The following is a 23,252-nucleotide window of genomic DNA, read 5'->3' as shown; positions in this document are numbered from 1 at the left end:
TGTGGGATTCCCGGTTCTGCCGGGGGTCGATCTCGCCTGGCTGGTGGATCTCTCCAGTTTAGGTCTCATGGTCCTGTGGGTAGCGCTCGTCGTGCCTTTCGCGTCACGATACAGACCGAACCGGTGGTATTCACACGGCCTTTCGGTGCTGCTGTTGGCCGTGCTGACCTCCTACGGAGCCGCGTTAGCGATCCGCACATTCCTCTTCCAGCCGTTTTCGACCCCGGCAGGCAGCATGACACCAACGCTGGAACTCGGCGACTATTTCTTCGTCTCGAAGTTTGCCTATGGTTACAGCCGCTACAGTGTTCCTCTTGGGCTGCTGCCCTTCGAAGGCCGGATCTTTGCCGCCGAGCCGAAGCGCGGAGATATTGTGGTGTTCAAATTTCCAGCGGATCCGAGCATCGACTACGTCAAGCGGGTCGTTGGACTGCCGGGCGACAAAATCCAGATGGTCGACGGAATCCTTCGCATCAATGGTGTGGCGGTCAAACTCGAGGATGTTGGTCCGTACAGCTCCGAGGACTCTCCCCAAAGCGCCAGACTGCAACGTGAAACCCTCCCCAACGGCGTTTCCTATTCCGTCATCAGTCTTACGGACAATTCAATAACCGACAACACGCGGGTGTTCGACGTGCCCGAAGGCCACTATTTCGTGCTTGGCGACAACAGGGATAGTTCCTCCGATAGCCGGCTCAGTGTCGGCTTCGTTCCTGCCGAAAACCTGGTCGGCAAGGCAGTGCGACTGTTCTGGAATTCGCAAGGCACGGAGTATTCGTCGCGGCAGAGGCTGGACGCTCCGGCGGGACAATAGGCTTGAAATGGGCGGTTCCGGACCAGCTTCAGCCTACGTTTATCGGCTCCGGTATGCCGAGCGCTGAGAGCGCAAGCACGATCCCGCCTTGCAGGATATGCTCGCGATGAGCGGCGACCAGTTCGATCAGCGTCTGCCGCTCGGGCTTGCCGCTGGCGAAGCCGGCCCAGTCGAACACCGCCGCTACTCGTTCCAGCATCCGTCGTTCGTCGAGCGCCGCCAGCGCCGCGTCGAGCGGATCGGTAAAGTGGGCTTCCGGCAGGTCCTTGCCGCGCGCCTCGCAGGCGGCGATCCAGGCGGCGATCACCAGCGTCAGATGCTCCGGGACCAGGCCGGCCTGGATGCGCTCGATGGCGGTAGCGACAATGCGTTGCGGCAATTTCTGGCTGCCGTCATTGGCGATCTGCGCGGTGCGGTGGGCCAGCGCGGTGTTGGAGAAACGTTCGGCAAGTTCGGCCGTATAGGCTGACGTGTCGAGCCCGGCATCCCCAGGCAATGTCGGGATGGCCTCGGCCCAGAGCCGGTCGACGAACGCGCGGATCGCGGGATCCGCGAAGGCGCGGTCGACGGTGACGTGGCCGCTGAGCAGGCCGATATAGGCGATGCCCGAATGGGCGCCGTTGAGCAGCCGAAGCTTCATGTCCTCGAACGGCCGGACATCCTCGACCATGGTGACGCCGAATTTCTCCCAGGCCGGGCGGCCGGCTGGAAACCTGTTTTCGATCACCCATTGCCGGAACGGTTCGGTCATCACCGGCCAGGCGTCCTCGAGGCCGAGTTCGACCGCGATGCGCGCCCGGTCGGCATCGGTGGTTGCCGGCACGATGCGGTCGACCATGCTCGATGGGAATGCAACGTCATCGGCTATATGACCGGCGAGGGCAGCGTCGCCTGAAGCAGCAGCGCCGGCATCGCGCAGTTTTGCAAACCCGACCAGCAGCCGGTGCAGCGTGGCGCCATTGGCCGGCAGGTTGTCGCAGCAAAGCACGGTGAAGGGCGGCGTGCCGGCGGCCCGGCGTCGCACCAGCGCTTCCGCCAGGAATCCATGCGCTGTCCTGGGAGATCCGGGATTGCCCAGATCGTGGACGATATCGGGATGGTTTTCGTCGAGGCTGCCGTCGGCGGCCCTGAGATAGGCCTTTTCGGTGATGGTCAGGGTGACGATGCGGGTGCGCGGGTCGGTCAGCGCGGCCAGCACCGCGCCGGGGTCTTCCGGCGCGACCAGCATCGACTGGATCGAGCCGATAATGTGCAGCGCTTCGCCATCGCTGCCGCGCACCGCCAGCGTGTAGAGCCCGTCCTGTGGCGTCAGCGCATCGCGCGTGTCGGGGCTGCGCAGCGAGACGCCGACAATGCCCCAGCCGGTCTCGCCGGCCGCTAGGCAGTCATCGACATAGGCGGCCTGATGGGCACGGTGGAAGGCTCCAACGCCGAGATGGACGATGCCTGGGGCGACACTGGCGCGATCATAGGGGGGGACCGCGACCGAGGCCGGCAAGGATTGCACTGTTGCGTTGGAAAGGCGTCTGCTGGTCATGGCGCGGCTTGTCGCTGGATGGTGTGCGGGGCGGGATCTGCTAGCGGCGTAACATCCGCTCTTCCGCTGCACAATGACCTGACGCCGGTTAAAAGTCATCATACAACAATCCAGTTTTTGTATGTTGACATTATTTCTTTCCAATCCTACCGATATCGCCCCTGGGAGGAACGACGTGGCGGGACTGACCGATCCGGATCTGCTTTTTGCCGCCGAAGGGCGCGCGCTGTCGATCGCGCGCGATCTCCATGCCGGCATCAAGGACCTGCCGATCATCAGCCCGCACGGCCACACCGATCCGCGTTGGTATGCGCTCAACGAGCCATTCCCCGATCCCGCGCAATTGCTGGTGGTGCCCGACCACTACATTTTCCGTATGCTGTTCAGCCAGGGCGTGCGGCTGGAAGATCTCGGCGTCCCGACCCACGACGGCTCGCCGGTCGAGACCGATCCCAGGGCGATCTGGCGGCGCTTCGCCGAGCACTATTACCTCTTCCGCGGCACGCCGACGCGGTTGTGGCTCGACCATGTGCTCGAGCATCTGTTCGGCATCGAAGAGCCGCTCAACGCCAGCACCGCTAGCCGCCATTACGACACCATCGCGGCGCTTTTGCAGCGCGACGATTATCGCCCACGCGCGCTGTTCGAGCGCTTCAACATCGAGGTCATCGCGACGACCGAGGGCGCACTCGACGATCTCCAATGGCACAAGACGATCCGCGACAGCGGCTGGCAGGGCCGCGTCGTCACTGCCTACAGGCCGGATGCCGTCGTCGATCCCGACTTCGAAGGATTTTCGGCCAATCTCGATCGTCTGGGCGAGATCGCCGGCTGCGACACCGGCACATGGGTCGGCTATCTCGACGCCCATCGCCAGCGCCGCGCCTTCTTCAAAAGTTTCGGCGCAACCTCGTCGGATCACGGCCATCCGACGGCCGAGACCGCCAATCTTTCCGATGCGGCGGCGGAAGAGCTGTTCAACCGCATCCGCCGCGGCTCGGACGACGAGCGCGAGCGCAAGCTGTTTCGCGCCCAGATGCTGACCGAAATGGCCAAGATGAGCCGCGACGACGGGCTGGTCATGCAGATCCATCCCGGCTCCTGGCGCAACCACTCGCCTGGTGTTTTCCAAAAATTCGGCCGCGACAAAGGCTTCGATATTCCGACCCGCACCGACTATGCCGCGGCGCTCAAACCCTTGCTCGACTGCGTCGGGCTGGAGCGCGACCTCTCCATCATTCTGTTCACGCTCGACGAGACCAGCTACGCGCGCGAACTGGCGCCGCTGGCCGGCGTCTATCCGGCGTTGAAGCTCGGGCCGGCCTGGTGGTTCCACGACAGTCCGGAAGGCATGCGCCGGTTCCGCGAGATGACCACCGAGACCGCCGGCTTCTACAACACCATCGGCTTCAACGATGACACCCGTGCCTTTCCGTCGATTCCCGCCCGTCACGATGTGGCGCGCCGGGTTGACTGCGCCTTTCTCGCCCGTCTCGTCGCCGAGCACCGGCTGCGTGAGGACGAGGCGCATGAGCTGGCGCGGGAGCTTGCCTACACGCTTGCCAAGAAGGCGTACCGGCTGTGAGCCGGGCGCGTGGAATTTTAAAAGGGAGGAAGACAGTCATGTTGCATTTTTCAAAACTGATGGCAGCCACATTCGCCTTCGGCTCGCTGATGATCGGCGTTGCCGGCGCCCAGACCGTACTGCGCTCGGCCGACACCCATCCGGACGGGTATCCGACCGTCGAGGCGGTCAAATATCTCGGCGAGCTCATCAAGGAGCGCACCGCCGGCCGCTATTCGGTCGAGGTCTATCATTCGGCGCAGCTCGGCGAGGAAAAGGACACGATCGAGCAGACGCAGACCGGTGTCATCGATCTGAACCGCGTCTCGATGGGTCCGTTCAACGGCATCGTGCCGGAAACCGCGGTGCCGTCGCTGCCCTACATGTTCCGTTCGGTCGAGCACATGCGCCATGTCATGGACGGGCCGATCGGCGACGAGATCCTCAAGGCATTCGAGACGCATGATCTGGTCGGCCTTGCCTTCTACGATTCCGGCGCCCGCTCCTTCTACAACACCAAGAAGGACATCACCTCGATCGCCGATCTGAAAGGCATGAAGTTCCGCGTCATCCAGTCCGACGTGTTCGTCGACATGGTCAACGCGCTTGGCGCAAATGCCACGCCGATGGCCTATGGCGAGGTCTATTCGGCGCTCGAAACCGGCGTCATCGACGGCGCCGAGAACAACTGGCCCAGCTTCGAATCCGCCAAGCACTACGAAGTCGCCAAGCACTATACCGTCGACCAGCACCAGATCGTGCCGGAAGTGCTGGTAATGTCGAAGTCGAGCTGGGACAGACTGACGCCGGAAGACCAGGCGATCGTCAAGCAGGCGGCCAAGGACAGCGTCGTCAAGATGCGCGAATTGTGGGACGCGCAGGAGAAGAAGTCGCGAGAGATCGTCGAGAAGGCCGGCGTCAAGGTCAGCGAGATCGACAAGCAGCCGCTGATCGATGCGATGAAGCCGGTCTACGACAAGTATCTGAAGACGCCGGAACTCAAGGACCTCGCGACGCGCATCCAGGCGACCAAGTGATTTTCTGGCGGGGCGGCATGGCGCCGCCCCGCCAATCGCTTTTAGGGGACGGAAAGACCGGGAGGATCGGATGACTGCGGGAACGGCCAGGAGCGGAGCGCCACCGCGCTTCAGCGCGGTGCTTTCGAAGATTTGCGACGGTGCGCTCTATCTCGCGGGCATCGGGATGGTCGCCATGACCGCGCTTGTTGCCTACCAGGTGTTTTCCCGCTTCGTGCTCAACGCGTCACCGAGCTGGACCGAAGTCACCGCCATCATGCTGATGAACTGGTTCATTTTCCTGGGCGCTGCCGTCGGCGTGCGCGAGAATTACCATATGGGCTTCGACGTGCTGCTCTATATCCTGCCCAAGGGCAGCAAATGGGCGCTGCGCACCCTGTCCGACCTGATCGCGTTAGGCTTCGGCATCGGCATGGTCTGGTACGGCTGCAAGCTGGTCGGGCTGACCTGGCGGACCATCATCCCGGCGCTCGAACTTCCCGGCGGTTTCGACTATCTGCCGCTGGTTGCCGGCGGCTTTCTGATCTGCCTGTTCTCGGCCGAACGCATCGCGCTGCGCTGGTCCGGCGCCGACATCGACAAGGATATCAATCTCGAAGAAGTGCCGGAAATGCCGGCCGTGCAGGAGGCCTAGATGGAACTCTGGATCCTGTTTGGCGTCTTCACGCTTTTGATGTTTGCCGGCACGCCGATCGCCTTTTGCCTGGGTGCGGCGTCCTTCGCCACCGTGCTTTATCTCGGCCTGCCGCCCCTGGTGGTGTTCCAGCAATTGAAGTCGGGCATGTCGGCGTTCTCGCTGATGGCGATCCCGTTCTTCATCTTTGCCGGCGACCTGATGGTGCGCGGCGGCATCGCGCAGCGCATCGTTTCCTTTGCCGGCTCGCTGGTCGGTCATGTCCGCGGTGGGCTCGGTCAGGTCAACATCATCGCCGCGACGTTGTTCGGCGGCATTTCCGGCTCGGCTGTGGCGGAAGCCGCTGCCGTCGGCGGGCTGATGATCCCGCAGATGAAAGCGCGCGGCTACGGAGCCGACTATGCCGTCAACGTCACCTCGATGGCGGCGCTGATCGCGCTGCTTCTGCCGCCGTCGCAGAACATGATCATCTATTCGATCGCCGGCGGCGGCAAGATTTCGATCGCCGACCTGTTCACCGCCGGTATCCTGCCTGGTCTGCTGTTCGCCGCTTCGCTGATGGTCACCGCCTATTTCGTCGCCCGCAGCCGCGGCTACCCGGTCGAGGCTTTTCCCGGCTTCTCGCGTGTCGGCCAGCTGGCGGTCATCGCCATCCCCGGACTTCTGCTCATCGGGATCATCTTCGGCGGCGTTCGCTCGGGCATTTTCACGGCGACGGAAAGCTCCTGCATCGCCATCATCTACGCTTTGCTGGTCACCGTCTTCGTCTACCGGTCGATGGCCTGGGGCGATTTCGTCCATGCCACAAAGGGCGCGGTGCGCACGACCTCAATGGTGCTGCTGATCATCGGCACGGCGGCCTCGTTCAGCTGGCTGATGGCCTATCTCAAAGTGCCGGTGTTGCTGATCGCAGGCATGAACGCCATCTCCACCGATCCGCTGGTGGTGCTGCTTCTGCTCAACGTCTTGATGCTGCTGCTCGGCACCTTCATGGACATGGGGCCGATGATCATCATCTGCACGCCGATCTTCCTGCCGCTGGTCACCCATTACGGCGTCGACCCCGTGCATTTCGGCGTCATCACCATCCTCAATCTCGGCATTGGCCTCAACACGCCACCGGTCGGCACGGTGCAGTTCGTCGCCTGTGCCGTCGGCAAGATTACGGTCTGGGAAGCGATGCGCTCGATCTGGCCGTTCTATGGCGCGGGCATCGTGGTTCTGGGGCTGGTGACCTATATTCCGGCGATTTCGCTCTGGTTGCCGAGCGTGTTCAAATAGGCGTCTTCAAACAGGGGTGCGATATGGCATCGGATAGCGCTGTTGATCTCAGGGTCGAGAGAAAACCCAAACTGTCGGAGACCGTCGTTGCGGCGATCCGCAAGCAGTTGCAGGCGGGCGAGATCCTGCCCGGCCACAAATTGCCGACCGAGGGCCAGCTGACCGAGACCTTCGGCGTCAGCCGCACCGTCATCCGCGAAGCGCTGGCCAAGCTCGCCGCCGACGGGCTGGTCGAGGCGCGCCAGGGCGCAGGCGTGTTCGTCACCGAGCACATCTCAACGATGTTCGGCGCGCTCGCCGCCGACATGGGCAGCAAGGATTCCATCGCGCTCAATGTGCTCGAAGTGCGCCTGGCCGTCGAAATCGAATCGGCCGGGCTCGCCGCCATTCGCCGCAACGCCGCGCAGGAAGCAGCGATCCAGGAAGCGTTCTTCGAATTCGAACGGCTGCTTCTCAACAGCGAGCCGACCGGTCCGGCCGATCTCGCCTTCCACCGGGCAATCGCCAGCGCCACCAACAACCCGTTCTATGTCGAGATGCTCGATGTGCTCGGACGCCGCGCCATTCCCTGCGACGTGACCTCGCCCTGGTCGACGGAACTTGTGCAATCCGACAGCTATCAGCGCGGGCTGCAGCGCGAGCATCTGGTGATCCTGAATGCGATCACGTCAGGCGACGCCGAAGCCGCGCGCGAGGCGATGCGCACCCATCTCACCGCCAGCCAGCAGCGCTACCGCGAGCGCCTGCACGCCCGCCAGGTCTTTTATGCCGACTCGGTCAGGGCGACGGCATCCGAATAACCATTTCAGCCGGAGCAGTAATGTCTCAAAGTCACCCGCATACCGATTTCACCTCGCGTTTCGCCATCGACCCGGTTGCCGCGGCTTCTATGGGCACCGACGAACTGCGGCACAACTTCCATATTGACGACCTGTTCCAGCCGGGACGCGTCAGCCTGACCTATGCCCATTATGACCGCATGATCGTCGGCGGCGCCGTGCCGGAAGGGACAGCGCTGCCGCTGGAAGCGATCAAGCCAACGGGGACCAGGAATTTTCTCGATCGCCGCGAGTTGATCATCGTCAATATCGGCGGCGCCGGCTCGGTGACGGCGAATGGCGAGGCCCACCAGTTGCAGGCGCGCGACATGCTCTATCTCGGCATGGGCAGCACCGACGTTTCGTTCGCATCGGCCGATGAGGGCGCACTGGCCAAATTCTATCTGCTCAGCGCGCCTGCGCATCACACCCATCCCAACCGGCTGATCCGCATTGGCGATGCCAAGCGCCTCGATCTCGGCAGCAAGGAAACCTGCAACGAACGCTCCATCTTCCAGTTCATCCATGCCGATGGCGTCAAGACCTGCCAACTGGTGGTCGGTATGACCCAACTGGCGCCGGGCTCGGTGTGGAACACCATGCCTTGCCATGTGCATGACCGGCGCATGGAGGCCTATCTCTATTTCGACCTGCCGGAGACGGCGCGCGTCTTCCATTTCATGGGCGAGCCGGACGAAACGCGGCATCTGGTGATGGCCAACGAGGAGGCGGTGCTGTCGCCGGGCTGGTCGATCCATTCGGGGGCCGGCACCTCGAACTATGCCTTCATCTGGGCGATGGCCGGCGACAATGTCGACTACACCGATGTCGACCCGGTGCCGCTGGGTGAATTGCGTTGAGCGGCCCTTCCTCCTTCAGCCTGGCCGGCAAGCGTATCCTGGTCACCGGCGCGAACACCGGCATCGGCCAAGGCATCGCCGTCTCGATCGCGCGCGCCGGCGGCACCGTCATCGGTGTCGGCCGCTCGGCGATGGACGACACGGAAAGACAAGTCGCGGAAGCCGGTGGCCAGTTCGAGGCGGTGCGATGCGATCTTGCCGATCATGTTGCCGCCAAGGCCATGCTCGACCAGGTGTGGGAGAAGACCGGCCCGATCGACGGGCTGGTCAACAATGCCGGCATCATCCGCCGCGCCGATGCGGTCGATTTCTCCGAGGCCGATTGGGACGACGTCATCGACGTCAATCTGAAGACGCTGTTCTTCCTCAGCCAGGGTTTTGCCAGGCGCGTGCTGGCCGATTCCGGGCAGCGCGGCAAGATCGTCAACATCGCCTCGGTGCTGAGTTTCCAGGGCGGTATTCGTGTCGCGTCCTACACCGCGTCGAAACATGGCGCGCTCGGCATAACCCGGCTGCTTGCCTGCGAATGGGCGGCAAAAGGCATCAACGTCAACGCCATTGCGCCCGGCTATATCGAAACCAACAACACCGAGGCGTTGCGCGCCGATCCCGACCGCAGTGCTGCCATCCTGGCACGCATCCCGGCGGGACGTTGGGGCGGGCCGGAAGACATAGGCGATGCCGCCGTGTTCCTGCTGGCGCCAGCGTCCGACTATATGCATGGCGCGGTGGTTCCCGTGGACGGCGGCTGGCTGGCGCGATGAGGAGATGGTCATGATTGAAGCCAAGATTTTCGCACAGCCCGGCGAGAGCGCCTGGACGCCGACGCCGGACGGCAACAGACGCCGCGTTCTCGTCTCCACCGATGAGCTGATGATGGTCGAGTTCGGCTTCGACAAGGGCGGCGTCGGCGCACTGCATTCGCACCCGCATGTCCAGGCCAGCTATGTCGCCGAAGGTCGCTTCGAGGTGACCATCGACGGCCGCACCGCGACCATCGAGACCGGCGGCAGCTTCATCGTGCCGTCCAATCTGGTGCACGGCGTCAAGGCGCTGGAGGCCGGGCGCCTGGTCGACAGCTTTACCCCGCACCGCGCCGATTTCCTGGCCTGAACCTTTTCGGCAATTCCAGAAACAGGAAACCCGCGCCTCCTGGGGAGGCGCGGGCTGTTGCCTGTGCGCTCGTGGCGCAGCGGTACTCGAAACATCGCCGCAGGGTTTGACGGTGCCGCAACATGGTGAAGATAGGTTTAACGATGCCAACCAGGTCGATCGCCGGTGGGGTGTTGCTGCTGCTTGTTGTGGTCACGCAGGGGCTGCGCTAATCGTTCTGTCCACGCCGCTGCTTCGGGCGGCCGATCGAAAACATCAGTGATGCAGATATCGACGACGAGCGTACCGACGCACGATCCCAAACGACGTGTCCTCAAGGACGTGTTCGGTTTCGACGATTTCCGTCCCGGACAGGCCGCAGTGATGGAGGCGCTGCTTGGCGGCCGCCACGTGCTGGCGGTCATGCCGACGGGTGCCGGCAAATCGCTGTGCTACCAGGTTCCGGCGCTGGTCAAGGGTGGGCTGACCATTGTCGTTTCGCCGCTCGTGGCGCTGATGCAGGATCAGGTCGCGGCACTGCGCCTCGCCGGCGTCGCCGCCGATACGATCAATTCCTCGATCGATCGTGATGCCAATGTCGCGGCATGGCGCCGCGTCGCGTCGGGCCAGACGCGGCTGCTCTACCTCGCGCCGGAACGGCTGATGACCGAGCGGATGCTGGATGCGCTTGCCAGGCTCGATGTCAGCCTGATCGCCATCGACGAGGCGCATTGCATTTCGCAGTGGGGGCCGGCGTTCCGGCGCGAATATGAAGACCTGTCGCAGCTGCGTGGCATCTTTCCCGACGTACCGATCATTGCGGTGACGGCGACGGCGGACGAGACGACGCGGGCAGACATCGAGAGACGGCTGTTTGGCGGGCGTGTCGAAACGCAGGTGCTTGGCTTCGACCGGCCCAACATCAAGCTTGCCATCGAGCCCAAGCAGGACAGCAAGCGGCAGTTGCTCAACTTCATCGAGCGCCATCAGGGGCGCAGCGGCATCGTCTACTGCCTGTCGCGCAAGAAGACCGAAGAGATGGCGGCATTCCTCGAAAAGAACGGCGTCACCGCGCTCGCCTATCACGCCGGGATGAGCAAGGAGGCGCGCGATGCGAATCAAAACGCCTTCATGACCCTGTCGGGCGTCGTCATGGTGGCGACCATCGCCTTCGGCATGGGGATCGACAAGCCTGATGTCGCCTATGTCTTCCACACCGACCTGCCGGGCAGCCTCGAAGCCTATTACCAGGAAATCGGCCGCGCCGGTCGCGACGGCCGGGCGGCGGAGGCGCATATGCTTTACGGCCTTGGCGACATCCGCATGCGCCGCATGTTCATCGACGACGAGGACGCCGCTGTCGAACACAAGCGTCGCTCGCATGGCCGGCTCGATACGCTGATCGGCTATTGCGAGACGGCCGAGTGCCGCCGCCAGGTGCTGCTCGGTTATTTCGGTGAAGAGGCGGTCCCTTGCGGCAATTGCGACAATTGCCTGGAACAGGCGCCGCGCGCCGACGGCACCGCCGAGGCGCGCCTCATCCTGGCGGCGGTGGCGCAGAGCGGCGAGCGCTTCGGCGCCGGCCATGTCATCGACATCCTGATCGGCCACGAGACTGAAAAGATCGCGGCAAGGGGGCATCACAGGCTGGCAGCCTTCGGCAATGGCGCCGCGCACAAGAAGGATTTTTGGCAATCTATGATTCGCCAGCTGGTCGCGAACGGTTTCCTGATGCCGGACCCGGCCGGCCATGGCGGGTTGGCCATCGCGGACAAGGGCCACGCACTCGGCCGGGGCGAGGTGCCGTTCCAGTATCGGGTCGAGATGCGCACGCGCGCCGCGCGCCGCGCGGCTCGTGCCGGGCAGAGCCCTCAGAGCGAAAATGTCGATGCGTCGCTGCTCGCGGCGCTCAAGACGGTGCGGCTGCGGCTGGCCAAGGAACGCCAGGTGCCGGCCTATGTGGTGTTTTCGGATCGTACACTGATCGACATGGCCGAGCGTCGTCCGCAAGACCTCGACGATTTTGCCGAAGTGAATGGCGTCGGCGCCGCCAAACTCAAGGAGTTCGGCAAGGCTTTTGTGAGCGCCATTGCCGCGCACCTTTCCGAGACGCCAGGCTGAAAGGGTTTTGCTGGACCAAAGCCCGATCCGGCATCAGTACGCCTTCAACTTGCCCGCCCGCTTATCCTTTCATTTTGGCGCTACCCAGCCGTAGGGGAATGGCCTTCTAAATTGTATGGAACCGTGACGACAACACACATTCCTGAATCTATGCGGTCGATTCTTCGGATGTAGCCGTGACTATGGAAACCCGCTGTTGCGCGCGGATGGCGGTTTTCTCGGCCTTGGAGACGCTACGTCGGCAGCCGCTATCCCTGACCCGAATGGTATGATTCAGACCATCTTTGTTGTTGAAAACCCGCTTTCGACGGGAGTATAAAACTCGAGGTTACCATTGCTTTTCGTATAGAGGCTGTGGTGGAAACGTGGGTCCAATCCGCAAAGCATTGCCTTGCGTGGAAGTGGTCGAAGCCGGCGGCGAATGGTCCGTTCCTGTGGCCAAGGAAGACCAGGAAATTACCCGATCATTCGTGATTGAACCGTTTGCGCTGTCCTATGCTGAGGGCCAGCGGATACGCCTGCTTCTCGACAAGTTCGTTCGTCTGTAGAGAGGCTAAGCCCGATGAAAGACCGGTGGGAACCTGACCACCAGTTCATTGAAAGCGCCCGCCGTAGCCAGCTCCGAGCGGAGAGCCAACTGGACTCCCTGCAATCGACCATCGCCGAAACGCGACGCGTCCTAGAGGCTTCACGGAAGCTCTTGGAAAAGATTGCCGAGCGGGAACACCATACCCAGCCATAGGGAATGGCCGGTGCAGGTTGGGCATGCTTGTGGGGCTTCACCGCACCGGCCACTGCGGGAAGATATGAGGCCCCCCGCGCCGCCTAAGATATAGGCATATTAGCAATCGCGCAATTAACCCTATTGCGCTACCCAGCCGTAGAGGCAAGGAAATCGGAGAAGTTGGTGCCGGTTAACCGCCAGCACGCGAGCAAGTCATTCTGAAAGCATGAAAAACGCGATTTTGCTCGTGCCAATTGAGCGTCTGAAATCTAGTTCCTGCTGCCGATTATCCCTAAGTTAACTGAAATACTTATATTCCCGAAGGGTTGCGAATCAGTCGATTGTCAAGCGCATGCCATGGAGCAAGCAAGGGATCGATCTGAGCAGAAGGGCCGCAGCGGTCGAAGCGCGCTGGGAAATCCGAGCGGCTTCGGCAATTGTCCGCTCTGGCTCGCCCGCTACAACTCGACTCGCGCAGTGTGGACGGAATCACCGGCCATGTGGACGAGAACCATCTGGCGATGTCGTTCACCGAGTTTCGTTCGCGCTTCAGCCTTTAAGGGCAAGGTGATCAAGGCGATCGGATCGCCGCCTCAGGCGGCTTCGCGTTCGGCCTGCGCAGTCAGGTCCGGCTCCCGGCGGCTGTACTGCCGCGGCGAACAGCCCATGACGCGCTTGAATGCCGTGCTGAAGGCGCTTTCGGATTCGTAGCCGAGCGCCAGCGCGATGACGGAAACCGGATCGCCGGAATGCATCAGCCTGTCGCCGGCCAGCATCATGCGCCAGCGCGTCAGATAATCCAGGGGTGAGGCCCCGACCGTCTGCTTGAATCTGAGCGCAAAAGTCGATCGCGACATGCCCGCGCGCTCCGCCAGTTGCTGCAATGTCCAGCCATGCGCCGGGTCCTCGTGCATGGCGCCGATCGCCGCGCCGATCTGCCTGTCGGTAAGTGCGAACAGCCAGCCGACATTGCCTTGCGCGGTCATATGCAGGCGCAAGGCCTCGATCAGGATCATGTGGGCGAGGTGCTCGACGATGAGAAAGCCGCCGGGACGCCGCTGGCGCAATTCCTGCATCATCCGCTCCACCGGCCAGCGAAGCGCCGAATGGTCGCTCTCGCCGCGGATGTGGACGATGGGCGGCAGCATCCGCAAGAGGATGCCGGCATGGTCGCCGGACAGCGTGAAGCGACTGCTGACCAGGAGGAAATCGCCGCCGCCATTATGGACGGTGATGCCGCCGGTCCGCGCCGGTGAAAAGATCGTTCGCGCATCGACCGTCGGCAGGCCGAGATCGCTGGCAAGGCGGAAAGGCCGGCCGCGCGGCAACAGGAAGCAGTCGCCCACGTCCAGCCGCACCGCGTCAGGGACGCCCTCGACCGACAGCCAGCATCGGCCGGACACCACGGCGCCGCATTTGATGGCGGCCTGCTGGTCAGGAAACTGGATCGCCCAGTCGCCACCGGCTTCCAGGCCGGCGGACAGGTAATTGCGCGGCTTCAGCAGCGACAGCACGTCTGACAGCGGATCCATGAGGGTTCTCGGACGATTGCGAAGATATCTCGGATTTTACCGCATAGATCGTATGATCTCAACCTTCTATCTCCTTCGGCAACGGCTGCTTTGTGCAGTCATCGATGAAAACAAGGAGAAATCATCATGCGTGTGTTCGTTACCGGGGCTACCGGTTTTGTCGGTTCGGCTGTTGTGCGGGAATTGGTCGGGGCGGGCCATCAGGTGCTTGGCCTCGCGCGGTCGGAAGCAGGTGCGGAGTCGATCGTGGCCGCGGGTGCCGAGGCGCATCGCGGCGATATCGAGGATTTCGACAGCCTGCGCAGCGGCGCTACCCAATCGGATGGCGTCATCCACACGGCCTTCAACCACGACTTTTCGAGATTCGCCGCCAGTTGCGCAGTTGACCAGCGCGCCATCGAAACGCTCGGCGCGGCGCTCGAGGGTTCCGAGCGGCCGCTGCTTGTCACCTCCGGCCTCGCCGGTTTTGCGCAGGGAAGGCCGGCAACCGAAGACGACAAACCCGCGCCTCCATCGGCCGCCATGCCGCGCGCTTCGGAAGCAACGGCCGTGGCGCTCGCAGCGCGCGGGGTGCGCGCATCGACGGTGCGGCTGGCGCCGACCGTCCATGGCGAGGGCGATCACGGTTTCGTGCCGATGCTGATTGCCATTGCGCGTGAAAAGGGCGTCTCGGCCTATGTTGGCGACGGCGCAAATCGCTGGGCGGCGGTGCACCGGTTCGACGCCGCCACCCTGTACAGGCTGGCGGTGGAGAAGGGGGCGGGCGGCGTCAGCTATCATGCGGTTGCCGAACAGGGCGTGGCGAGCAAAGAGATCGCCGAGATCATCGGCCGCCGGCTCGGCCTGCCGGTCGCTTCCATAGGCCCCGAGGACGCGGCTGCGCATTTCGGCTTTCTCGGGCATTTCATCGGCAGGGACTTGTCGGCGTCAAGTGAGCAGACCCGCACTGCGCTGGGATGGCAGCCGACCGGGCCGGGGCTCATCGCCGATCTCGATCGTGCCCGCTATTTCGAGGCCTGATCAGGCCGGCCAGTCGCGTTGCATTGCACGACCGACAGCCTGGCGATCAGCGGCAGTGCCAGCAACACGGCCAGACGCAGCCCGCCGAGCGGGCAGCACCGTCGTGCTGCTGGAACCGCCGCCACATCTGTATGGCGGCAAGCAGAACGAACACGGCGTAGGCCGCCCGCAGCCCGGACGACCTGCTCGCCCGTCGCCGGAAAGCCGGCGAAGGCATGGCCTCGTCATGGCAGACCTACCTTGTTACGGGGATGCGCGCGCGATTCCCGCGCCTAGTTAGAGATCGCCCTTCCTCACCTTGCCGTAAACGATATTCCGGTTCGAGCCATAGTAGACTTTCGCGTCGAAAGGACTCCCGCCGAGGGCGGCATTGATGATGTCCCACATATCGTCGGCCGAACGTAGGATGAGCGGCCAATCCATGAAAGTCTCCATGTAACCATCCGTCGTTATCTCGTCGCTGAAATTGGCAAACAGGAATTCGCCACCGGGCTTGACGAGTTCCATGGCTCTTTGAAGCAGGCGGACGCCGATGGCACGCGGCAGGTAATCGTAAAGCCCCGATGCGTAGACGAGATCGAATGTGCCAAGGGCGTAGGCGCGGCGTAGGATGCCGCGTACGGAACCCTGGACTGCCTCGACTGCCGTGCCGGCAAAGTCGTGGTTCACCGTGGCTACGCTGACGGGGTCCTGATCCAGGCCGATCCAACGTTGCAGTTTATGCCTGGCCAACGCGTCGGAGCGTTCGGCTTCCCTGAGGTGGCCGCAGGCAATCGCCAGCACCTCAGCCTTTTCCACACTGCTGGCCGTCTCGTCCACGGTCCTGGCCAGAATATCCCGCCGCTCGCGCCCCGCCACCGAACTGGCAGCTTCACTGGTGTACGCATAGATTTGCCGACCAAGTAAGGTCGACGAGGCCACGATCTCGTCGGCGATCGGATGCTTGTAGTAAATATCCAGCAGGCCTGCATCGCCCGAATACCCGCGCGGTTTTTCGACCGACCACCGCGTGAACGGGTCCTGGAGCAAATATTCCGCGACCCGATGCTGCTGAGCCAAAGGAACGAGTTTCTGCCAAACCGCGGTAGCAACCTGCCGGCGGAGCTTGTGGAGTCGCCCCGCCAAACGATGGACGACGGGGGCGGCCGGTTTGTTTCGCGCAAAGGCTTGATGAGCAAGGTCCAGTATCAGGGCGAGCTGGGCCGTGCTGTCCCTCAACTCGTCGGAGTCAGCCGCCTCTTCGGAGGTCGCAACATGTTTCTTCATCAGCCTGGTGGTGACCAGGCTGTATTGGTCGAGCTGCAGTTTTGGCTTGATAGGCATGCCGTTTACTCTCCGGTTTACCGCCCCGGTCCCCGGCCAGCAGCATAGGTGCGCCGCCAACCAATGCTAACAATTTTAATAAAATTTTAGTAAAATTTTAATCAACGGAACGGCCATCAATCCTGCAAACTGGCTAAATCCGAACCGCCCGTTTACCCTCGGTTAGCGACATCTGACTTTTCTTGCGGACAGGGACGTCTTCATTCCCCGACCGCAGGCGACGTCGGCTGTTGCATTCGCTACTGCAGATCGCGGAGGAGCGTTGCGATGCAACTGAGCGAGGACGTTGCCCAGAAGGTGGCGGCAGCGATTGGACGTCCGCGGTGGCATTCCGCCGATCCGGAACTCCTGACACTGTTCCTGCAGAAGGATGCCGATGAGAATCGCAGCCTTGTGCGATGGGGTATTGCGGCTGCTGTATTCAGCTATGTGGCCTATGGCCTTTTCGATTGGTTTCTTTTTCCGGATATCGCCGGCCGGCTTGTTTTGACGCGCGTTACGCTAGGGATCACTTCCCTGGCGCTTGTCGAATTTGTCGCCCGACGGGGCTTTGCCCTTGCCACCTTGCACCTTGTAGCAGCGCTGGCGATTGTATCCGGTGCCCTTGGGTGGCTCGTCTCCGCTGTTGGAACAGAGCATCAGGATGCCCTCTCCCATTTCATGGTTTTTGGCACCGTGTTCATCCTGGGTGCGAATCTGTTCTTCAACTTCCGTTTTTGGCTTTCAGCCCTTGCCTCCGCGACGGTCGCCGCAAGCTTTGTGTACGCCGCGATGTTCTCCCTTCAGGCCGACATCGCCGGTCGGGTCGTGTTGTCGGCCTATTTCGTGAACTGCCTCGTCTTGTCGCTTTATCTTTCGTGGCGGCTGAGCCTGGAGCGTTACCAGACCTTCCTGCACGCGCTTCGGGCACAATTCCAGGAGCAGGCTGCTATCAAGAAGGGGCAAAAGCTAACCGAAATCGCCGACACCGATCCGCTCACGGGAATGAAGAACCGCAGGGCGATCATTCGAGAATTCTCGGAGCTGCGCGAAGACTGGGCCGCGGACGACGACGAGATAGGGCTCATTCTGATCGACGTCGACTACTTCAAAAGGTTCAATGACGGACTTGGTCATCAGGCCGGCGACGATTGCCTGATCAAACTCGCCCATGTCCTCTCCGAGATGGCGGCTGCCAACAACGCCATCGCGGCCCGCTATGGCGGAGAAGAATTCGTCATTCTCTGCAAGGTCACCGGGCGGGCTCACCTTCATGAGATAACGAAGAAATTCTGTCGCGCTGTAGAGGATTTGGATATCTACCACCCTGATCGGGGCGACAAGCTCAACATCGTAACGATCAGTGCCGGGGCGTCGTTGACGCGCGCCGATCAGAGCATAGAGCTTAGAATCCTGCTGCAGGAAGCTGACCGCGCGCTCTACGCGTCCAAGTTTGCCGGTCGGGCTACGTTCACGATTTACGACCCGCATGCCACCAGCCAGGATCGCTCCGGCGAAAATCTTTCAGAACTGCTGAAGGTGGCAGTTTCCAACCAGCTCGTTTCTGTCGCCTACCAGCCAATTCGCGAGCTGGCGTCGGGACGCGTGCTGGGCCACGAGAGTCTGATGCGGGTATGCGACTTCGACGGCACCATGATCAGTCCGTCCGTATTCATACCCGTTGCCGAGCAGACCGGAGCGATCGTGGAACTGGGTACGTGGCTGATCGATCGAGCCTGCGGTGACATGGCGGAATACGGATTGGGCTCGGTCGTGACGGTGAACGTCTCCGTTCTTCAGCTCAAGGCTCCTAACTTTTCACTCCGGATCACCGAGATTCTTGGCAGGCACGGCCTTGCGCCCCAGAAACTGGCCATCGAAATCACCGAAGGCAGTGACATCTTTCTGGAGGCGCAAGCGGTAAGAAACGTGGAGCGGTTGCGAAAACTCGGCGTTCAGATCTGGCTGGACGACTTCGGAACGGGATTTGCCGGCTTGACATGGCTCCGCCGCTTCAAATTCGACGTGGTCAAGATTGATCGCAGCTTCCTCCACGATTGCCAGACGTCTCGTGGCTTGAGCCTGTTGCGGGACATGGTCGGGCTGCTTCGCAATCTCGGCCATGTCGTGCTCGCCGAGGGCGTCGAAACGGAGGAGCAGTACATATTGCTGCAGCGCCTGGGGGTAAATTTGATGCAGGGCTTCCTCACCGGGCATCCAGTCCCGATCGAAGAGGTTAACCAAATAAGGCAAGGCCTTGTTGCCTAGCGGCAGCCTCTACGCTGAAGCTTCGGAGGGCATCCTGCTTCGTTCCGGTCCCCCCTACGCTACTTCGTAGCTTCGGGCGACACTCCTACGCCCAGATGCGGTTCCGGGTGGCCTGCCACCCGAAGCCCGCAGGGCGTAGGGTGGCGGAGAGGGAGGGATTCGAACCCCCGATGGGCTTGCACCCATGCCGCATTTCGAGTGCGGTGCATTCGACCACTCTGCCACCTCTCCGCGGTCATGGTCGGCCGTTGCCGGCGCGGCGCACTAGATAACGGCTGGGCGGGCAGGTTACAAGGCCAAATCCGCGGGGAAATTCAGCTTCCTGTGCGGGCTTTGCCGGGAGGGCTGCGCCGCGGCCACGTCGGCAGATAGGCCAACCGGTCTCGACCAGAGGGATCGGGCGCGGCAAGGAGGCCGCATGGCCAAGGAATCCGGCCGTTTGCCTTGACTCGTACCGAACCTTCGGTTAGGGGAAGCGCGCAATCGGCGTGGAGGGTTCTTCCACGCCGCTTGTTTTTCGAACCCGCAGACTGACAAAAAGACGGCCGAACCGCGTGACGCGGCTCATCGAGGCCGACCGAACAGCGAAAGGCAAAAAATGTTCGCAGTCATTAAAACGGGCGGTAAGCAGTATCGCGTTGCCGCCAACGATCTCCTGAAGATCGAGAAGCTCGAAGCCAATGTCGGCGATATCGTCGAAATCGGCAGCGTCCTCGCCCATGGCGAAGGCGAAAATGTCACCTTCGGCGCCCCGTTCGTCGATGGCGCTCTGGTCACGGCGGAAGTCGTCGAGCAGGGCAAGAACCGCACCGTCATCGCTTTCAAGAAGCGCCGCCGGCAGAATTCGCGCCGCAAGATCGGCCACCGCCAGCTTCTGACCACCGTGCGGATCGCCGAGATCCTGCTGGGTGGCGCCAAGCCTTCCAAGAAGGCCGCAGCCAAGGTGGAAGCCAAGGAAGTCAAGGCTGACGTAGCGCCCGAGGCGAAGGCCGAGGCCGCGACGAAGGAAGCCAAGGCGAAGAAGGAAGCCAAAGCCGAGGTTGCTCCGAAGGATGAAGCCAAGACGGAGGCCGCCGTCGCCGCGCCGCTGTTCAAGGCGCCGAAGGGCGAGCCGGACGATTTGGCCGTGATCAAGGGCATCGGCCCGGTTGCCGCCGGCCAGCTGCACGAGCAGGGCATCACCACCTTCGCCCAGCTTGCCAAGCTGTCGGACAAGGACGTGGCCAAGATCGACGCGCACATGCCCTTCAGCACCGACCAGATCAACGACTGGCGCGAGCAGGCCAAGGAACTGGCGAAGAAGTAAAACGAACCGGCGACAAGGTCGCCGGATCGGACTTGAAACGGAACGCGAACGCGTTCATAAGACCATTCAAGCGCCCCAGGGCGCATCGGAGTTAGTTAGATGGCACACAAGAAAGCTGGCGGCTCGTCGCGCAACGGTCGCGACTCGCATTCCAAGCGTCTGGGCGTGAAGAAGTTCGGCGGCGAAGCCGTCATCCCGGGCAACATCATCATCCGTCAACGCGGCACCACCTGGCATCCCGGCGTCAATGTCGGCATGGGCACGGACCACACCCTTTTTGCGCTCGAGACCGGCGCAGTCACCTTTAACAAAAAGCCAACGGCCGAACCTACGTATCGGTCAACCCGATTACCAAAGCCGCGGAGTAGCCGGTTCCGCACTATAAAACCGGCGCCCATCTCGGGAACCGGTGTCTGGCCAAACCAGTGAATGGAGCCAGGAAAAGGATCAGGGGAGATGGGTTTTCCATCTCCCCTTTTTTCTTGCCTGGAGGACGTCGAATGGTTGCCGAAGCGGAAGACACCGAAGACGAAAGTTACGCGATAGATTGCCCGGTGCTGGCCACGGAGCGGCTGGTGATGCGCGCCCCGTGTGAAGCCGACATCGCGCAACTGGTCGAGCTTGCCGACAACCGTCACGTCGCCGAGATGCTGGCCCGCATGCCGCACCCCTATGGCGAGGCCGAGGCACGCGCCTTCCTGGCTATGACCCGGTCGCGCCGGGCCGGCATCGCCTACGCCCTGACGCTCGCCGGCACCGACATTTTCGTCGGCTGCGCCGGCCTCAACATGACCGATCGAGGGCTGGAACTCGGCTACTGGATCGGCGAGCCCTATTGGAAGCGCGGCTATGCGACGGAGGCCGCGCACGCGTTGGTCGACCTTGCCTTCCAACGGACGTCGATCCACGTGCTGCAGGCTTCGACGCGGGTGATCAATCCGGCCTCGCGCCGGGTCATCCACAAATGCGGCTTCCAGTATGCCGGCCAGGGCATGCTGAACTCGATCGTCGCCGGCCAGGTGCCGGTCGAGCGGTACCGGCTGGACAGAAAGACCTGGATCAGTCTTCGAAACTGGGTGCATTTCTAGGTGTTTTGATATTCAGGTGAGGCCGGCCTGCAAACGCGGGTCTTATGCGCTTCCGGTGCACGTACTTAAGTACACTCCGCTCCGGTTCTCGAAAACCAGTGTTTTCGGCTCGGCCTGACCTGAATCTCAACACCTAGGCGCGTGCCTCCAAACGACAGGTTTGGAAACGTTGGTTGTGGATCGGGCTCAACTCAGCCCATCTCGACCCAAATCGGGAGATGGTCCGAACCGACCGCTTGCGGGTCGACCCACAGGCGCTTCAGCGATCCGGCGAGCGAGGCCGAGGTAAAGATGTAGTCGATGCGCTTGTGGCGGCTTGTGTCTTCGGGTCGCGTGGGATCGACCCAGGTGACGACGTCTGGTGTGTTCAGGCGCTGGGCGACGTCGACGGCGAGATCGGCGGTCAAGGGCATGCCGAATTCATGGTCCGGGCGGCCGACGAGTTCGACATATTCGGGCGAGCCGGGCAGCATGTTGAAGTCGCCCATGACGATGAAGGCTTCGGGATAGGGCAGGTCCGGCAGGCCGATCTCGGGAATGCCGGAGAGACCGCCGCCCTCGAAGGCATAGTTCAACAGGCGCTGGCGCAGGAAACGGATCTGGCTGGCGCGCTCAACCGGACTGCGATGGTCGAGATGCGTGGAATAGAAGCGGATGAAGCCGAGCGGGGTCTCGACCAGCGCCTCGAGTGCGCCGCGCTGGAAGTTCATCGCCTCAAGGCTGCGGCTGCGCGGCAAAAGCAGATTGCGCGACAGATGGATCGGCGTCTTCGACAGCACCATGTTGCCGAGCTGGAAAGTGGTGGTGATGGCGCGGCCGGCCTCCAGGCGCGAGCCGACATTGACCTCGAAATTGCTGCCGTAGGCGGCAAAATATTCGGGCAGCGCCTCACCGATCTCGGCGACCATGTCGCGGTTGCCGTTCCTCGGATTGTTGCGGGTCACTTCCTGCAGCGCGATCACGTCGGCGCCGCGAACCGCCTCGGTGATGCGGCCGAGATCGTAGCGGCCATCCAGACCGATACCGTACTGGATGTTGTAGCTCACAACCTTCATTCCCGCGCCCCTCAAGGTCCGTCCGCGAACACTGCTACCGCGTCCCCGACAAAAGGGCATCCGGCGCTTTAGTCGCAAAACGGCCTCGCCCTTGGCCGCGCCTTGGTTTAGAGCAAGGCGCAAGATCTAAAGCAAAGCCGCAAGGCCAACAGAAACTGCGTAGTCCAATGAAATTTCTCGATCAAGCCAAGGTTTATATCCGCTCCGGCGACGGTGGCGCCGGCTCTGTGTCGTTCCGGCGCGAAAAATTCATCGAGTTCGGCGGCCCGGATGGCGGCGACGGTGGCCGCGGCGGCGATGTCTGGCTGGAAGCGGTCAATGGGCTGAACACGCTGATCGACTATCGCTACCAGCAGCACTTCAAGGCCAAGACCGGTGTCCACGGCATGGGCCGCAACATGACCGGCGCCAAGGGCGCCGATGTGACGCTCAAGGTGCCGGCCGGAACCCAGGTGTTTGCCGAGGACAATGAGACGCTGATCTGTGACCTGACCGTGGTCGGCCAGCGCTTCCTGCTGGCCAAGGGCGGCAATGGCGGCTTCGGCAACCAGCATTTCAAGACCTCGACCAACCAGGCGCCTCGCCGCGCCAATCCGGGCCAGCCCGGCGAAGAGATGAATGTCTGGCTGCGGCTGAAGCTGATTGCCGACGCCGGCCTGGTCGGGCTGCCCAATGCCGGCAAGTCGACTTTTCTGGCAACCGTCACCGCAGCCAAGCCAAAGATCGCCGACTACCCCTTCACCACGCTGCATCCAGGTCTCGGCGTTGCCCGCATCGATGCGCGCGAATTCGTCATCGCCGACATTCCGGGCCTCATCGAGGGCGCGCATGAGGGTGTCGGCATCGGCGACCGGTTCCTCGGCCATGTCGAGCGCACGCGTGTGCTTTTGCATCTGGTTTCGGCGCAGGAGGAAAATCCGGGCAAAGCCTATAAGACCGTGCGCGCCGAGCTCGACGCCTATGGCAATGGGCTGATCGAGAAGGTCGAGATCGTGGCGCTCAGCCAGGTCGATATCCTCGATGCCGATGAGCGCAAGAAGAAGGTTGCGTCGCTCAAACGCGCTGCCGGCCGCGCGCCGATGCTGCTGTCGGCGGCCACCGGCGAGGGCGTCGAAGCGGTGCTGCGCGCGCTGATGGCGGTTGTCGGCGAAGCGCGCGACAGGGCTGCCGCTCCCGTCGAGACCCGCTGGGACCGATAG

20 protein-coding genes, 1 tRNA gene and 1 pseudogene are annotated in these 23,252 nt (G+C 62.5%); 17 read left to right on the top strand and 5 right to left on the bottom strand.

All coding sequences use genetic code 11. The features are described 5' to 3' along the window. Positions 1 to 67: 67 nt before the first annotated feature. Positions 68 to 814: a signal peptidase I gene (gene lepB / locus NKK52_RS23230; RefSeq protein WP_033000414.1), complete on the top strand. Its 747-nt coding sequence runs from the start codon at positions 68 to 70 to the stop codon at positions 812 to 814. 28 nt (positions 815 to 842) lie between these two features. Here lepB and NKK52_RS23225 read toward each other — a convergent pair whose 3' ends face one another. Next, complete coding sequence (locus tag NKK52_RS23225) at positions 843 to 2,351, bottom strand: mannitol dehydrogenase family protein (RefSeq protein WP_023684103.1); 1,509 nt, start codon at positions 2,349 to 2,351, stop codon at positions 843 to 845. A 175-nt stretch (positions 2,352 to 2,526) separates the two neighbouring features. On the opposite strand from NKK52_RS23225, the gene uxaC reads away from it, so the two are divergent. From uxaC to NKK52_RS23175, 10 genes are all read left to right on the top strand, one after another. Further along, positions 2,527 to 3,936 (top strand): glucuronate isomerase, encoded by a 1,410-nt coding sequence (gene uxaC, locus NKK52_RS23220; RefSeq protein ID WP_352629921.1) that lies wholly within the window; start codon positions 2,527 to 2,529, stop codon positions 3,934 to 3,936. 38 nt (positions 3,937 to 3,974) lie between these two features. Then, positions 3,975 to 4,952, top strand: coding sequence for a TRAP transporter substrate-binding protein (locus NKK52_RS23215; RefSeq protein ID WP_023684104.1), 978 nt, complete (start codon positions 3,975 to 3,977; stop codon positions 4,950 to 4,952). A 70-nt stretch (positions 4,953 to 5,022) separates the two neighbouring features. After that, positions 5,023 to 5,586 (top strand): TRAP transporter small permease, encoded by a 564-nt coding sequence (locus tag NKK52_RS23210; protein WP_023684105.1) that lies wholly within the window; start codon positions 5,023 to 5,025, stop codon positions 5,584 to 5,586. Then, a complete protein-coding gene (locus NKK52_RS23205) occupies positions 5,587 to 6,867 on the top strand; it encodes a TRAP transporter large permease (RefSeq protein ID WP_023684106.1) in 1,281 nt (426 codons plus the stop codon). Between the two features lie 23 nt (positions 6,868 to 6,890). After that, positions 6,891 to 7,667, top strand: a complete 777-nt coding sequence (locus NKK52_RS23200; protein WP_023684107.1) for a FadR/GntR family transcriptional regulator — start codon at positions 6,891 to 6,893, stop codon at positions 7,665 to 7,667. A 20-nt stretch (positions 7,668 to 7,687) separates the two neighbouring features. Further along, a complete protein-coding gene (gene kduI, locus NKK52_RS23195) occupies positions 7,688 to 8,545 on the top strand; it encodes a 5-dehydro-4-deoxy-D-glucuronate isomerase (protein ID WP_023684108.1) in 858 nt (285 codons plus the stop codon). Beyond that, the gene (gene kduD, locus NKK52_RS23190) at positions 8,542 to 9,309 is read left to right on the top strand and encodes a 2-dehydro-3-deoxy-D-gluconate 5-dehydrogenase KduD (protein WP_023684109.1); all 768 of its coding nucleotides are present in this window, start codon (positions 8,542 to 8,544) and stop codon (positions 9,307 to 9,309) included. Before kduI ends, kduD begins: the two co-directional genes overlap by 4 nt. 10 nt (positions 9,310 to 9,319) lie before the next feature. Further along, positions 9,320 to 9,658: a cupin domain-containing protein gene (locus tag NKK52_RS23185; RefSeq protein ID WP_023684110.1), complete on the top strand. Its 339-nt coding sequence runs from the start codon at positions 9,320 to 9,322 to the stop codon at positions 9,656 to 9,658. Positions 9,659 to 9,919: 261 nt separating this feature from the next. Next, positions 9,920 to 11,758, top strand: coding sequence for a DNA helicase RecQ (gene recQ, locus NKK52_RS23180; RefSeq protein ID WP_023684111.1), 1,839 nt, complete (start codon positions 9,920 to 9,922; stop codon positions 11,756 to 11,758). Positions 11,759 to 12,153: 395 nt separating this feature from the next. Continuing rightward, positions 12,154 to 12,306 carry a hypothetical protein gene (locus NKK52_RS23175; RefSeq protein ID WP_023684112.1) on the top strand — a complete coding sequence of 51 codons (153 nt, stop codon included), beginning with the start codon at positions 12,154 to 12,156 and terminating at the stop codon, positions 12,304 to 12,306. 769 nt (positions 12,307 to 13,075) lie between these two features. On the opposite strand, the gene NKK52_RS23170 is transcribed toward NKK52_RS23175, so the two are convergent. Then, the gene (locus tag NKK52_RS23170) at positions 13,076 to 14,014 is read right to left on the bottom strand and encodes an AraC family transcriptional regulator (RefSeq protein ID WP_023684114.1); all 939 of its coding nucleotides are present in this window, start codon (positions 14,012 to 14,014) and stop codon (positions 13,076 to 13,078) included. A gap of 126 nt (positions 14,015 to 14,140) precedes the next feature. Between NKK52_RS23170 and NKK52_RS23165 the strand changes: the two genes are divergently transcribed. After that, entirely contained in the window at positions 14,141 to 15,034 is an 894-nt protein-coding gene (locus NKK52_RS23165) for an SDR family oxidoreductase (RefSeq protein ID WP_023684115.1), read from the top strand. Positions 15,035 to 15,310: 276 nt separating this feature from the next. Here NKK52_RS23165 and NKK52_RS23160 read toward each other — a convergent pair whose 3' ends face one another. Then, positions 15,311 to 16,357, bottom strand: a complete 1,047-nt coding sequence (locus tag NKK52_RS23160; protein WP_023684116.1) for a class I SAM-dependent methyltransferase — start codon at positions 16,355 to 16,357, stop codon at positions 15,311 to 15,313. A gap of 267 nt (positions 16,358 to 16,624) precedes the next feature. Between NKK52_RS23160 and NKK52_RS23155 the strand changes: the two genes are divergently transcribed. Further along, positions 16,625 to 18,604 (top strand): putative bifunctional diguanylate cyclase/phosphodiesterase, encoded by a 1,980-nt coding sequence (locus NKK52_RS23155; RefSeq protein ID WP_023684117.1) that lies wholly within the window; start codon positions 16,625 to 16,627, stop codon positions 18,602 to 18,604. Positions 18,605 to 18,745: 141 nt separating this feature from the next. On the opposite strand, the gene NKK52_RS23150 is transcribed toward NKK52_RS23155, so the two are convergent. Continuing rightward, a tRNA-Ser gene (locus NKK52_RS23150) sits at positions 18,746 to 18,835 on the bottom strand. Positions 18,836 to 19,202: 367 nt separating this feature from the next. On the opposite strand from NKK52_RS23150, the gene NKK52_RS23145 reads away from it, so the two are divergent. The 3 genes and pseudogenes from NKK52_RS23145 (at position 19,203) to NKK52_RS23135 (ending at position 20,998) form a co-directional block, all read left to right on the top strand. Continuing rightward, entirely contained in the window at positions 19,203 to 19,910 is a 708-nt protein-coding gene (locus NKK52_RS23145) for a 50S ribosomal protein L21 (RefSeq protein WP_023684118.1), read from the top strand. 99 nt (positions 19,911 to 20,009) lie between these two features. Further along, positions 20,010 to 20,278 (top strand): annotated as a pseudogene (rpmA, locus tag NKK52_RS23140) (50S ribosomal protein L27). A 132-nt stretch (positions 20,279 to 20,410) separates the two neighbouring features. Beyond that, positions 20,411 to 20,998 carry a GNAT family N-acetyltransferase gene (locus tag NKK52_RS23135; protein WP_023684119.1) on the top strand — a complete coding sequence of 196 codons (588 nt, stop codon included), beginning with the start codon at positions 20,411 to 20,413 and terminating at the stop codon, positions 20,996 to 20,998. Between the two features lie 191 nt (positions 20,999 to 21,189). On the opposite strand, the gene NKK52_RS23130 is transcribed toward NKK52_RS23135, so the two are convergent. Beyond that, positions 21,190 to 22,053, bottom strand: coding sequence for an endonuclease/exonuclease/phosphatase family protein (locus NKK52_RS23130; protein WP_023668690.1), 864 nt, complete (start codon positions 22,051 to 22,053; stop codon positions 21,190 to 21,192). A 167-nt stretch (positions 22,054 to 22,220) separates the two neighbouring features. Here NKK52_RS23130 and obgE point away from each other — a divergent pair, with 167 nt between their 5' ends. Continuing rightward, positions 22,221 to 23,252 (top strand): GTPase ObgE, encoded by a 1,032-nt coding sequence (gene obgE, locus NKK52_RS23125; RefSeq protein WP_023668691.1) that lies wholly within the window; start codon positions 22,221 to 22,223, stop codon positions 23,250 to 23,252.

The organism is Mesorhizobium sp. C277A, from assembly GCF_040324395.1.
Taxonomy (GTDB): Bacteria; Pseudomonadota; Alphaproteobacteria; order Rhizobiales; family Rhizobiaceae; genus Mesorhizobium.
The sequence above is the reverse complement of the archived record's forward strand: the minus strand, read 5'-3'. Positions and strand labels throughout refer to the sequence as shown.

Coding starts and splice junctions, on each gene's coding strand:
- lepB (WP_033000414.1), top strand. CDS start 68: ATGGTCCTGTGGGTAGCGCTCGTCGTGCCTTTCGCGTCACGATACAGA.
- NKK52_RS23225 (WP_023684103.1), bottom strand. CDS start 2,351: ATGACCAGCAGACGCCTTTCCAACGCAACAGTGCAATCCTTGCCGGCC.
- NKK52_RS23215 (WP_023684104.1), top strand. CDS start 3,975: ATGTTGCATTTTTCAAAACTGATGGCAGCCACATTCGCCTTCGGCTCG.
- NKK52_RS23210 (WP_023684105.1), top strand. CDS start 5,023: ATGACTGCGGGAACGGCCAGGAGCGGAGCGCCACCGCGCTTCAGCGCG.
- NKK52_RS23205 (WP_023684106.1), top strand. CDS start 5,587: ATGGAACTCTGGATCCTGTTTGGCGTCTTCACGCTTTTGATGTTTGCC.
- NKK52_RS23200 (WP_023684107.1), top strand. CDS start 6,891: ATGGCATCGGATAGCGCTGTTGATCTCAGGGTCGAGAGAAAACCCAAA.
- kduI (WP_023684108.1), top strand. CDS start 7,688: ATGTCTCAAAGTCACCCGCATACCGATTTCACCTCGCGTTTCGCCATC.
- NKK52_RS23185 (WP_023684110.1), top strand. CDS start 9,320: ATGATTGAAGCCAAGATTTTCGCACAGCCCGGCGAGAGCGCCTGGACG.
- recQ (WP_023684111.1), top strand. CDS start 9,920: ATGCAGATATCGACGACGAGCGTACCGACGCACGATCCCAAACGACGT.
- NKK52_RS23170 (WP_023684114.1), bottom strand. CDS start 14,014: ATGGATCCGCTGTCAGACGTGCTGTCGCTGCTGAAGCCGCGCAATTAC.
- NKK52_RS23165 (WP_023684115.1), top strand. CDS start 14,141: ATGCGTGTGTTCGTTACCGGGGCTACCGGTTTTGTCGGTTCGGCTGTT.
- NKK52_RS23160 (WP_023684116.1), bottom strand. CDS start 16,357: ATGCCTATCAAGCCAAAACTGCAGCTCGACCAATACAGCCTGGTCACC.
- NKK52_RS23155 (WP_023684117.1), top strand. CDS start 16,625: ATGCAACTGAGCGAGGACGTTGCCCAGAAGGTGGCGGCAGCGATTGGA.
- NKK52_RS23145 (WP_023684118.1), top strand. CDS start 19,203: ATGTTCGCAGTCATTAAAACGGGCGGTAAGCAGTATCGCGTTGCCGCC.
- NKK52_RS23135 (WP_023684119.1), top strand. CDS start 20,411: ATGGTTGCCGAAGCGGAAGACACCGAAGACGAAAGTTACGCGATAGAT.
- NKK52_RS23130 (WP_023668690.1), bottom strand. CDS start 22,053: ATGAAGGTTGTGAGCTACAACATCCAGTACGGTATCGGTCTGGATGGC.
- obgE (WP_023668691.1), top strand. CDS start 22,221: ATGAAATTTCTCGATCAAGCCAAGGTTTATATCCGCTCCGGCGACGGT.